This is a genomic window from Halanaerobium congolense (assembly GCF_004366375.1).
GTDB classification, from domain to species: Bacteria; Bacillota; Halanaerobiia; order Halanaerobiales; family Halanaerobiaceae; genus Halanaerobium; species Halanaerobium congolense.
In genome coordinates this window covers 59,598-71,566 of record NZ_SOEF01000013.1, presented here as the reverse complement: position 1 = coordinate 71,566, position 11,969 = coordinate 59,598, and the positions used below count along the sequence as shown (strand labels likewise).

The following is an 11,969-nucleotide window of genomic DNA, read 5'->3' as shown; positions in this document are numbered from 1 at the left end:
TTTTTTTACCTGTCATGCTTTCACCTCCTCACTAATATTATACCATAAACAAAGAGGTTAGACAAACATTTGTTCTTGTTTTTAGAATATTTAATATCTAAATATAATACTTAAAATTCAATACCGTCTTCTCTTTCCTCGGGGCAAGCCCTCGAGGTTTGCGAGCAGACTTTCATTCTATCACATCTCATTAGTCCAATTGGACTTTCTTCAAACAAATTTTTATATTTTATTTTGCTAAATTCCAGTTTTTTATTAGTTTTATAATAACTGAATAAAAGTACTAAAATAATAAAAAAAGATATTAAGAATAAAGAAATAATAATTTTATTCTCTGCTAAAAATTTTATTTTTTCTGTCCAGTAATAACTTGAAATCCCCAGATTATTTTTTCTTTCTGGAGTTGGAGAAATAAAATATACCCATTTGGAAGGTTTATTTAATTTTCTTCCAAATGAAACATCTGTCATTATTTGAGGAAATTTAACTTGATTTACAATACTAACTCCATCAGGTTCTGTTAAAATAATCATTTCACCACTGCTGCTTAATTTGAAATTAGTATGCAGTTTCCCTTCACCAGGTTCCTCATCTGCCCAAATTAATAAATATCCTCCTGGAGGAATTATAAAATCTTTGTTTGGATCAAACTGCCAACTAGTTAATTTATCTGTCTTATCGCTAAGATAGTATCCTGATAAATTAAGCTCTTCTTCCCCAACATTTTTTAGTTCCAGCCAATCATTAAAATCTGAATCTTCATCTTTAATAGTCTCCTGGTTTGATGACATTATTTCGTTAATAATAATATCTTGAGCTCCAGCTCTAAAGTTAATTAAAAAAACCACTATTAAAATTATAAATACAATATTTTTATTTTTTAAATCCAATTATAAACCTCCCTCAATAAATTAAAATTATGGACAAAATATTAGAGATTCTATTTATATCTAATTTATTATTTTCATATTATTATATCATGTCTAGACAAAAATGTTTAATTAATTATATCTCTTATCCAAACATTAAAATTCACAATTTCAAGTTAAAAAGCTTAGCTTTATGATTCTTAAACAATATTTTTTAATTAAACTAAATTAAGCATATTATGTAATTTACTTAAACAAAAAAAAGATCTCGCTTTAAAATATAAATAATAAAGCAAGATCTAATATTAGAATATTCACTTTAACTTAAATTAGTTTCTAATTCTTTTTTTCTGGTTATTAATTCCTTTTCTTTTTTGACAATTCTTTCTTCATAGACATCTATCTTATAATTTAAACGGTCAAGTGACTGCTGCATTTTGTTTATTTTTTCAGCAAGTTTATCTCTTTCCTCAGTCAAAAGTTCTTTTCTTTCTTTAATAGTAGAATCTCCCTCTTGATATAACTTTAAATACTCAATTAAAGTATTAATTGACAGTCCGGCATCACGCATATATTTAATAAACTCTATCCAATTACAGTCTTCTTCTTTATAGTCCCGATTACCACTGCTGTTGCGCTTGATTTCGGGGATTAAACCAACTCGTTCATAATAGCGAAGTGTGTCTTTGGTTAGGTCAAATCTCTTACTAACCTCGGAAATTTGCATTATCTAACTCCTCTCTGGACTAATCATCTTAAAATAACTTGTACAGCTGTCTTCTAACAATATTTTCGCCTAACATCATAGTATATCTAAGAATTTAGGATTCTATTATGTTATTCTAAAGCTTCTCTAACATTTTTCAATTCTTTTCTAATAGGAATATCCTGGGGACAATGACTCTCACAAATTCCACATTCTATACAGTTTACAGCCTTAGCTTCATCTGCTAAAAACATCTCATATTGTGTTTTTGCTCCCTCTAGATTATTAAATAAATAAGCCTTATTATAAATGTCAAAATTATATGGTATATCTACTCCTTGAGGGCAGGGCATACAGTACCTGCAGCCTGTACAATTAATTTTCATTTTATCATTAAATACTTTTTTTGCATAATTAACTAATTCAATTTCTTGTTCAGTCAAGGAATTAACCTCTCCCTTTTGGGCAGTATTAATATTGTCTTTCACATGCTCCATGGCGGTCATCCCACTCAAAACTACTGAAACTTCTGGATGGTTCATTACCCATCTGAGTGCCCATTGTGCTGGTGTTCTTTTTACTGGTGCTTCCTCCCATTTCTTCATAATTTCCTCGGGCATTTCCCCGGCTAAGCTGCCACCTCTAATTGGCTCCATAACAACAATCCCCAGTCCTTTATCAGCAGCATATTGTAAACCTTCTTTACCCGCTTGATAATTCTCATCTAAATAATTATATTGAATTTGACAAAATGACCAGTCATAAGAATCTACAATTTCTTTGAAGGAATTAACATCACTATGAAAAGAAAATCCAGCATATTTTATCCTGCCATCTTCTATAGCCTGATCTAAAAATTCCTCTATACCTAATTTTTTTAAATTTTCCCAGGTACTTTTATCTAGTGAATGGAGTAAATAAAAATCTATTTTATCTGTTTCCAGGCGTTCAAGTTGTTCTTCTAATAATCTATCCATATCTTCTCTAGTTTGGACTAACCAGATTGGAAGCTTTGTTGCTAAATTTACTTTTTCTCGATAACCATCCTTTAAGGCTCTTGCTACAAATGGCTCGCTTTCTCCTGGTTTATCAAATCCTGTACCATGATAAGGATATGCTGTGTCAACATAATTTACTCCATTATCAATGGCATATCTCAGCATTTTTGTTGCTTTTTCCTCATCAATATTAGTTGGTTCACCATCAATAACAGGCAATCTCATACAGCCAAATCCTAAAACAGAAACCCTTTCATTTGTTTTTCCCATTTTTCTGTATAACATCTTTATCAGCTCCTATATATTTTTTAGCTCTTTTAAATAATCTAAAGCAGCTTCGCTCATGACTTCACCATACACTTTTTCTACTCCAGCAAGAGTTGTAATAACTGCAGCTGCTTTTCCAGTTTCAATAAATTTCTTTGCTTTTTCTAACACCTGCATTTTAATTCAACTCCAATTTATAGTTTGAATATTTTTTTACAGAATATACTATTATAGGAATTAAAATTAACTGTATTTATTATAATGAACTCAAACTTCGCACATAAATAAACATTTTGCAGGTGCGAAGTTTGAGATAATAATTAAAAGAAGTCAAGATAATAATTTATTAAATATCCAGCTCAGCTGTCCCCAACCGCTCTACCATTTCTGGATCACGGTGGGAAAAGAAGAGAGTCTCACCTGTATCAAGTTCAGATATTTTTTCAATATCTTCTACAGATAGTTCAAAGTCAAAAACATTGAAGTTTTCTTCCATTCTTGCTTGATGCACAGTTTTAGGAATTACTACTACATCTCGCTGAATTAACCAGCGAAGTATAACTTGAGCAGCAGTTTTGTCATATTTTTTGCCGATTGCAGTTAATATCTCATTATTAAAAATATCATTTTTACCTTCGGCAAAAGGACCCCATGATTCATGTTGAACTCCCTCTTCCTTAAGAAACTTGTGTGCTTCTTTTCTTTGATAGAAAGGATGTGTTTCAATCTGATTAACAGCTGGAACTACTTTATTATGAATTATCAGATCCTTGACTCTATCAGGATAAAAATTACTGACTCCAATCGCTTTAATTTTACCTTCTTCATAAAGTTCTTCCATGGCTCTCCAGGAGCCATAAACATCACCAAAAGGCTGGTGGATTAGATAAAGATCAATATAATCAGTATCCAGCCTCTGTAGAGATTTTTCGAAAGCTTCTGTAGTTTTTTCATAACCTGCGTCCTGAACCCAAAGTTTGGTTGTCAGAAAAATGTCTTCCCTATCAACATTGCTGCGGTTGATTGCTTTCCCTACTGCTTCTTCATTCTGATAGACAGCAGCTGTATCAATCAGGCGATAACCTGTCTCCAGAGCGTTATATACACATTCTTCACATAGTTCCAGATCATCAATTTGATAAACACCATAACCTAAGATTGGCATTTCTAAACCGTTGTTTAGTTTTACTGTTTCCATGCTTTTAACCTCCATTTTTAATTTTTTATATCCTCTTATTTAATAGTTTATCACCTTGAGTTAACTCCAGGTCAAGCTTTTTTTGAAAATAATTTTTACCTGGTTGAAACATCCATTGTTTTGATAAAGTCAGTTTGAATATAATATTTTTAGATGATAAATAAAATTTTAAAGATATTGTTAGATAATTCAATACAAAGATTAGAGTGACCAACTGAATCTGATACGGCTTTATCTACTTTACTCTTCAATAGCTTTTTCTTTCCATCCACCTTTTTTAAACCAGATAACAGCAATAATTGAAGTAATAAAGTTGGAGAAAAACATCCCCCACCAGATACCATTTGTTCCCCAGCCTAAATTTATGCTAAGATAATGAGCCAATGGCAGACGGATTCCCCAGAGAGCAATTATTGCCAGGAGCATTGCAATAACAGTATTACCTGCCCCTCTGAAAGAACCGCCAAGAATAAATCTAATTCCAAGAAAACCAAATGAAAAACCGACAATCCGTAAAAATGATGTGCCTATTTTAATCACTTCAGGATTTGAATTAAATATAGAAATCACTGCTTTTGGAAAAAGATTAAATAAAAAGGCCAGCAGTGTTAATAAGAACAATATAATTCCTGTACTAACCCAGGCACTTTTTTCAGCCCTATCAGATTGTTCTGCTCCTAAATTTTGACCAACCATTGTCGTTGTTGCAGTCGCAAAACCTCTAGTAGGAAGCATAACTACCGACAAAATACGAGAACCTATCCCATATGCTGCAACTGCTATTGTCCCAAATTGAGAAACTATACTCATTAAAAGTGTCATTCCTAGAGCCACAATGGACTGTTCTCCCGCAGAAGGCAAACCCAAAATTAAGATCTTTTTAATTTCCTTAAAATCTGGCTTAAGTGAGTCCAAGGAAAGAACTAAACCCTTTTTACCTGTAAATAAAATATAGATACCAATAACTCCAGCAACTGCTCTGGAAAAAACTGTAGCAATAGCTGCTCCTCTAACTCCTAAATTTGGAATAAATCCGACTCCAAAAATTAGTAATGGATCCAAAATTATATTCAATATTGCAGAAAAAACAACCATTTTCATTGGTGTTTTGGTATCACCATAACCTCTAAGCAGAGCAGAAAATATAAAAAATGAAAACATAAATGGCAGTCCTGCAAAAATAATTGTTAGGTATGAAGATGCATCAGGTAATATCCCGGCGGGAGCTCCCATCAAATGCAAAATATTCTTGTTGAATAAAACTCCAATTGTAGCCAAAACAAGCGAAAGAGCCATTACAAAAACAAAAATCTGGCCTGTAATTTTATTAGCCATTTTCTGGTTATCAGACCCCATATACTGAGCAACCAGCGTAGTACCAGCGACAGTAATACCTCCACCTATGGATATCATAAGAAAAACAAGAGGAAAACCAACAGAAAGTGCTGCAACTGAGTCAGCTCCTAGTTTTCCCAACCAGAACGTATCAGCAAGATTATATACAACCTGCATAGTATTACCAATCATAACAGGCGAGGCTAGTTTAAAAAGAGTCCTGACTATTGGACCATTTATTATATGCTCTCTATTACCCAATTGTGGACTATTTATTATTTCTTCTTCTTCAAAATCCAAAGCTTCATTATCATCTACACTCATCTATATCATCTCCTTTTTCCAACAAACCTTTCAAATTATTACAAATAGAACTAATAGATTTAATTACTTCATCTTGTTCCTGCAAATCCAAATCAATCAAAGCCTTCTCCAGAAAGCTTTGACGTACATAAATCATTTTACAAAGAAGTTTATCGCCAGTCTTTGTTAATTCCAGCAATACTACTCTTCTGTCTTCAGGACTTCTATAGCGTTTTACAAATTTTTCATCAACAAGTTTATCCACTATAACAGTAAGAGTACTATTTGCCATATACATTTTTTTATGCAAAAAACTCATGTTAACCGGCTGGTTTTTCTTTATGTTCCAGAGAACTTTAAAACGCGGCATTGTTAATCCATTTTTCTTTAAATTTCTTTTAGTAAACTGCACTAAATATTTATTAATATCCCGGATAAGATTATCAATATCCCTGGTTTCTTTGTTTAAATTCATTATTTCTTGATTTAAATTCATCAAAAACCCCTCCTCATAATTAATATTATTAATATTTCGTGTCTATAAATATTTTATAATAAAAATATATTAATTGTCAAATTTATTTAAGTCTGATATAATTAATTAAACAGTTTTTATCTGACATGATATAATAAGACTATAAAAAACTAAACTGGAGGAAAAATTATGGATATTTTAAATATTATAATTGGTAAAAGTTGGGGTCAGAGAATTGTTGTGTTAGGTGCAGCTATTTTATATTCATATTTATTTATTACCAAACCTAATGTGGCAAAAAAAGGGGTTATTAATTCCTTTCAAACTTTTACTACCTTATTTACTTTAATTATAGCTGCTTTATTGATTTCACAAGCTATTGGATTACTGATTCCTGAAGAAAGGGTTATTGATCTCTTAGGAGAAGGTTCAGGTTTAAAAGGTATTGCCACAGGTGGACTTTTAGCTGGACTGTTACAGGGAGGGCCTTATGCTGCTTACCCTATCATTAAATCTCTTTATGATAAAGGAGCTCATATAAGTGTAGTAATAGCAATGTTATTGGGATATGGTGCTATTGGAATTGGTAGAGTTGCTTATGGTTTGATGTTTTTTGGACCTAAAATTGTAGGCCTTAGATTACTTCTAGCGCTTCCAGTGCCTATTTTAGCAGGGTTAATAGTTTTATTATTTGTTTAAAAATTACAAAACAAAAGCTTGACACAAATTTATTGAAACAAGTAGTTGATTAAATAAGCTTTCTGTGATATTTTTTTCTATAAGGTGTTGCATCATTTATAGATTAGGATTAGTGAATAAAGTTGTTTTATCTCTATTTGTATCACAGCATTGCTACGAAAAGGAGGTTAAAATGAAAAAATTCAGAATGACAATCATGTGCAGAGATCTTGAAGCATCAAAGAAGTTTTATCAGGATTTTGTTGGATTGAAACCATTCAGAGAACTCTCGGTAGGCGAAGAAACTCTGGGAGGGGCATCACTCTGCTTCTTGGAAGATGAAAGTGGGGAGATTGAAGTGGAACTTGTATGTGCATCCAAAGGTGACAAGTGCACAACAAAAGGTTTGGTAGCCTGCTTCTTCACAGATGAAGAAGGCATCGTTGCAAAACGGCAGCAGGCACTCGACATGGGATACAATGCTACAGAGATCAGAAAACCCGATGAGAACAGCACATATTTCTATGTCTATGACCCAGACATGCTATCAATTGAATTTAGAGTCAGATAACAGAAGGTCCAGCGAACATAGAAATAACAGAGGCAGAAATTGATTTCTGCCTCTGTTTAATTACAGCAAATTTTTTATAATCTTTTTTTGGTGCCAGACAGCAAATTTGGGCTCTCATGTTATTTTCGTATTTTTTAACGTCTCAGCTTCAAAACTATTTAATTTTCGCTGCCAGCTTTTAAAAAATTAGCTGGGGATTTTAAAGGAGGTATAAAGTAGTGCATTTACCGATTTATTTATTACCTGTGGCAGGACTTGTCATAGGGGTTCTAATTTCTTTAATAGGTGGGGGTGGAGGAATATTTTATGTTGGAATGCTGACAGGATTGTTTGCTATTTCAATGGATCAGGCTGTGTCTGTATCTCTTGCAACAATTATCCCGACAACCTTGGCTGCTTCAATAAGTCACTACAGGGCAAAAAATGTAAAGCCAAAAGCAGGATTTCTACTTGCAGCAGGCGGGATTGTTGGAGTAGTTGCCGGTTCCTATCTTGTCACAATTATTCCGGTCAAAGTTCTTAAAATAATATTTGGGATTTTTCTTCTAATCATGGGAATCGGGATGATTATTTCAAGAAAGAAAAAGCAAGATAAAGAAGAAATATCAGAAAACAGACAATTTGAAGAAGTTAATGCTAATAAAGGTAAGCCTATTTCAAAGCTTTTTATAGTAAAAGGCCTGATATTTGGGGTACTTGGCGGGCTAATGTCAGGTATGCTCGGTACAAGCGGCACACCTCCAATCCTTGCCGGACTGAACAGCATAGGTCTTTCCTCTCTGGAGGTAGTGGGCACATCAGTCATGGTACTCTTTTTTATAGCTATTACAGGAGTGATAACCCATAGTGCATTTGGAACTCTGAATTGGCTGTTGGTAATTTTGCTTGCATCTGGCACTATAACCGGTGCAATTTTTGGACCTTTATTGGGTAAGCGAATAAACAAAAAAACTTTGGAAAAATTCTATGGTCCGTTTTTTATTGGACTTATTTTATTAATGGCAATTTCGATGTTCTTCTAATATTTTGTCCTAAATGTAATTTTTTAAAAAGAAGTATTGAAATATAAATTCAAATTGATGTATAATAAAGTTAAGAAGAACATTTAGATTTGACGCAACGTAATCTAACAAAGGAGTGATATAATGAAAGTCAAATGGTGGGGACATTCTTCGTTTTTAATTGAGCATAATGGAATAAAGATTATTACAGATCCTTATGATGATAGTCTGCCTTATCAAAAAATAACAGATAAAGCAGATTATGTTACAGTTAGTCATGGACATTTTGATCATAATGCAGTTGAGCGTTTGGATGGGGATTTTAAAGTTATAGATAGTTCAAAAGGATTTAAAAATAATGAAATAGAAATAGAAGCTATAAAATCCTATCATGATAGTCATCAGGGAGAAGATAGAGGTGAAAATTTAATATATTTAATTCAGTTAGAAGATAAAAAAATCTGTCATTTAGGTGATTTAGGACATGATTTGGATAATAAAATCATAAATAAGCTTAAAAACATTGACCTTTTATTGATACCTGTCGGAGGAAACTATACTATAGATGCTGAAATGGCATATAGATTAGCTGAAAAAATTAATGCTAAATTAACTATTCCAATGCATTTTAAAACTGACATATTGGACTTTCCTATCACCGGAGTAAATAAATTCACAGATAAATATGATAAAAATGAGGTTGAATTTGCCAATAAATCTGAAATAAATACTGAAAAGATAAAAAATAAAAAAGTAATAGTACTTGATTATAATTAAATTTCAAAATTGGTAAATGATTGAATGATGTCAATTTAATCACCTCCAACTATTTTTAATAACGACCACCTTTAATGAGGTGGTCGTTATTATTTTTTACCTTATTCTGGTTTTAAATTAATCCTGATATCTACTCTTTCCTCCAGCCAGTTTAAAATATCATTGATCACTGTTTCTTTTTCTTCCGAATTCAATATTTCATGGTAGAGTTCAGGGTAGGTTTTTAGACTCTTATCCTCAGAAGCAATTAGATCATAGAACTTTTCCGAACAGCTTGGGTCAACTATCTTATCTCCCTCACCATGCAGGATTAAGACTGGATAATTATACTGATCAAGGTTGTCAACCAGCCAGGGTATTCCTTCGTCTATAAAAACAACTTTAACCAGTTTTAAAGTAGTAAATTCTGAAACATAAGGATCTTTTTTATAATCATCAACAACATACTCTGACCTCGAAACAAATTTACCGAGTTCATTGGGAAGTTTCATCTCCGGATTATCTTCGAGGCTTAGTTCTTCTAATTCGCTAAAGGAATCCAGCTTATTGGTAGCAGCAGCACTTAAGATCTGCCCATCTAGTTTATCCGGATACTTAATCCCATAACCGGCAGTAATAAAACCACCCATGCTGTGACCTAACATAAAGATCGGCAGCTCAGGATTTTCATTTTTGACCAATTCATAAACAGTGTCCGCATCATCCAAATAGGTATTAAAGTCTTCAATATAGGACTGAGCTCCATCAGATCTACCGTGGCCGCGATTATCAAAGCGATAAACCGAAAAACCTTCTCCATTCAACCTGCCGGCAAAATAATCATAGCGTCCCTGATGCCCATTTAAACCGTGAACAATGATTACTACAGCCTGAGGATCATCAACTAGATCCCGGCGCAGAAAAAGCTTCTTCGAATCAAAGGTCTCAATGAATTGACTATTATGCATTATAAAACCTCCCTATAATATTTTATCATCTTCTATTATTAATATTATTCATTTAAAAGAAAACTCCTTTAATTTTCAATCTTTAAAGTCTGCATAAATTTATTAAATCCACTTCTTCCCTCCTGATCATAATCTTCCTTATCATTTTACTTCATTTTTTGATATAATCTGTCAGTATCTTCTTTAGTACAGAGCTCAGTTCCCGAAGTCATTACTGCTGCTGATCCAGCTGCTAGTCCGTAATGAAATGAATTTTCTAAACTTTCTCCACGGGCTAAGCTCAAAACTATACCTGCAACCATGCTGTCTCCTGCTCCTACCTTGCTTTTAATGGGAACAGTAGGCGGCCGTTTGAACTCTGCCTGCTCACCATGAACTAAAAGGGCTCCTCCAGCTCCAATAGAAATCACAATCGCCTGACAACATTTATCTTTGATAAAATTTAAAGCTGCCTCTTTGATCTGATCTTCATCTTTTAATTCTCTGCCGACAAGATCCTGAAATTCGCCCAGATTTGGTTTAATTAAATATACACTTTCTTTAATTACTGCTTTTAAGGGGGAGCCGGAAACATCAACTATTACTTTTGCCTTTCTTTTTTTTGCAAAAGCAGCCATTTCTGTATAAATATCAGTGCTTACTCCCTGAGGAATACTGCCGCTGATTACAAAATAATCAGGAAAAGGATCAAGCTCAGTCATTATCTTAAAAATTTTATCATATTCCTGCTCAGTAATTTTAGGTCCGGGCATTCCAAATCTGTACTGCAGATTTGAGGCTTTTTCACTGATAATTAAATTTTCTCTGCTTTCTGCCTCAATTTTTATCGCTTTTTTATTTAAATTTTCTTCTGCCAGAAGTTTATCCAGTTTTTTACCGGTAAAGCCTCCTGATGTATAAAGAAGTAAGGAACTTCCTCCCAGTTTTTTGATGGCTCTGGAGACATTAATTCCACCACCACCGGGTTCGAATATTGGTGGATCACAGTAAAGCTTATCTTCTGCTTTGACATGGTCAACACTGGAACTCTTATCAATGGTCGGATTTAAAGTAAAGGTTGCTATTGTATTCATCTTAAGCTCCTTTCTTATTCTATGTTTTTAAACAACAGATGAATATTTAATTACTATTCTCTTCACTACCTTCTCCATGGGCATAACGGCTGGCTGCTGCTGAAGCAACTCCGGCAACTAAATCATCTAAAAAGGTATTAACCTTTCCATCCTGTTTTGTATCTAATTTCTTAATGATCCCAGTTTTTTCTTTGTCTAAATAACCGTAACTAGTTAGACCGATTGTTCCATATAAATTTACAATTGAAAGCGGCAAAATCTCGTCAATACCATAAAGTCCCTCATCTCGATCTATAATGCTCTGAATGGGCTCCGGCAGCATTTTCTTTTCAGCCAGCTCATCAATTGCAACCCCGGTTAAAATTGCATGGGCCACCTCTCTTTTTTTTAAAACATGATTTACATTTTTAATACATTCATCCAGCTTAATCTCCGGATTATATGGCTCCTGCAGTTTTTTAACGAGTTCTGCAATATTCTCAATTGTAACTCCTCTCATATTTAAAACTTCCACTGATTTATCATATAATTCCTGCATCGACTCATTCATCATAACACCCCTCATTAATTTAATTTTATCTATTAAACAAATTTTTTCTAATTAACTCTTTAAAACTATTATACAGTTTTAAATTACTGCTGACAACAAAGATGAAATGAACAAAATGTCCTTCGGACAATCTGTAATATAGTAAGGTTAAATTTTGTTGATAGCGGAAATTATGAAACTATAAATATTATCCACAACAAACCATCAGGTATAATTTCCTA

General features: G+C 33.1%; 14 protein-coding genes. 4 read left to right on the top strand and 10 right to left on the bottom strand.

Going from position 1 to position 11,969, the window contains the following annotated elements; translation table 11 throughout:
• Positions 1-110: 110 nt before the first annotated feature.
• From C7954_RS06190 to C7954_RS06160, 7 genes are all read right to left on the bottom strand, one after another.
• Positions 111-890 carry a lamin tail domain-containing protein gene (locus C7954_RS06190; RefSeq protein WP_089655866.1) on the bottom strand — a complete coding sequence of 260 codons (780 nt, stop codon included), beginning with the start codon at positions 888-890 and terminating at the stop codon, positions 111-113.
• A 298-nt stretch (positions 891-1,188) separates the two neighbouring features.
• The gene (locus tag C7954_RS06185) at positions 1,189-1,596 is read right to left on the bottom strand and encodes a MerR family transcriptional regulator (RefSeq protein WP_089655867.1); all 408 of its coding nucleotides are present in this window, start codon (positions 1,594-1,596) and stop codon (positions 1,189-1,191) included.
• A 110-nt stretch (positions 1,597-1,706) separates the two neighbouring features.
• A complete protein-coding gene (locus tag C7954_RS06180) occupies positions 1,707-2,858 on the bottom strand; it encodes an aldo/keto reductase (RefSeq protein WP_089655868.1) in 1,152 nt (383 codons plus the stop codon).
• Positions 2,859-2,870: 12 nt separating this feature from the next.
• Complete coding sequence (locus tag C7954_RS06175; RefSeq protein WP_108076523.1) at positions 2,871-3,017, bottom strand: DUF1893 domain-containing protein; 147 nt, start codon at positions 3,015-3,017, stop codon at positions 2,871-2,873.
• 169 nt (positions 3,018-3,186) lie between these two features.
• Positions 3,187-4,038, bottom strand: a complete 852-nt coding sequence (locus C7954_RS06170) for an aldo/keto reductase (protein ID WP_089716778.1) — start codon at positions 4,036-4,038, stop codon at positions 3,187-3,189.
• A gap of 240 nt (positions 4,039-4,278) precedes the next feature.
• Positions 4,279-5,697 carry an MATE family efflux transporter gene (locus C7954_RS06165; RefSeq protein ID WP_134059113.1) on the bottom strand — a complete coding sequence of 473 codons (1,419 nt, stop codon included), beginning with the start codon at positions 5,695-5,697 and terminating at the stop codon, positions 4,279-4,281.
• Entirely contained in the window at positions 5,684-6,172 is a 489-nt protein-coding gene (locus C7954_RS06160) for a MarR family winged helix-turn-helix transcriptional regulator (RefSeq protein WP_134059110.1), read from the bottom strand. Before C7954_RS06160 ends, C7954_RS06165 begins: the two co-directional genes overlap by 14 nt.
• A gap of 168 nt (positions 6,173-6,340) precedes the next feature.
• Between C7954_RS06160 and C7954_RS06155 the strand changes: the two genes are divergently transcribed.
• The 4 genes from C7954_RS06155 to C7954_RS06140 all read left to right on the top strand — a co-directional run bounded on the left by C7954_RS06155 (position 6,341) and on the right by C7954_RS06140 (position 9,178).
• On the top strand, positions 6,341-6,850 hold the full coding sequence (locus C7954_RS06155; protein WP_089723249.1) for a permease: 510 nt from the start codon (positions 6,341-6,343) through the stop codon (positions 6,848-6,850).
• Between the two features lie 172 nt (positions 6,851-7,022).
• The gene (locus tag C7954_RS06150) at positions 7,023-7,400 is read left to right on the top strand and encodes a VOC family protein (protein WP_089716774.1); all 378 of its coding nucleotides are present in this window, start codon (positions 7,023-7,025) and stop codon (positions 7,398-7,400) included.
• Between the two features lie 218 nt (positions 7,401-7,618).
• Entirely contained in the window at positions 7,619-8,422 is an 804-nt protein-coding gene (locus C7954_RS06145) for a sulfite exporter TauE/SafE family protein (protein ID WP_089719982.1), read from the top strand.
• 123 nt (positions 8,423-8,545) lie between these two features.
• On the top strand, positions 8,546-9,178 hold the full coding sequence (locus C7954_RS06140) for an MBL fold metallo-hydrolase (RefSeq protein WP_089719984.1): 633 nt from the start codon (positions 8,546-8,548) through the stop codon (positions 9,176-9,178).
• Positions 9,179-9,279: 101 nt separating this feature from the next.
• On the opposite strand, the gene C7954_RS06135 is transcribed toward C7954_RS06140, so the two are convergent.
• The 3 genes from C7954_RS06135 to C7954_RS06125 all read right to left on the bottom strand — a co-directional run bounded on the left by C7954_RS06135 (position 9,280) and on the right by C7954_RS06125 (position 11,748).
• On the bottom strand, positions 9,280-10,125 hold the full coding sequence (locus C7954_RS06135; RefSeq protein ID WP_089719986.1) for an alpha/beta hydrolase: 846 nt from the start codon (positions 10,123-10,125) through the stop codon (positions 9,280-9,282).
• A gap of 146 nt (positions 10,126-10,271) precedes the next feature.
• Entirely contained in the window at positions 10,272-11,198 is a 927-nt protein-coding gene (locus C7954_RS06130) for a 1-phosphofructokinase family hexose kinase (RefSeq protein WP_089719988.1), read from the bottom strand.
• Between the two features lie 46 nt (positions 11,199-11,244).
• Positions 11,245-11,748, bottom strand: coding sequence for a phosphatidylglycerophosphatase A family protein (locus tag C7954_RS06125; RefSeq protein ID WP_234971236.1), 504 nt, complete (start codon positions 11,746-11,748; stop codon positions 11,245-11,247).
• Positions 11,749-11,969 lie beyond the last annotated feature (221 nt).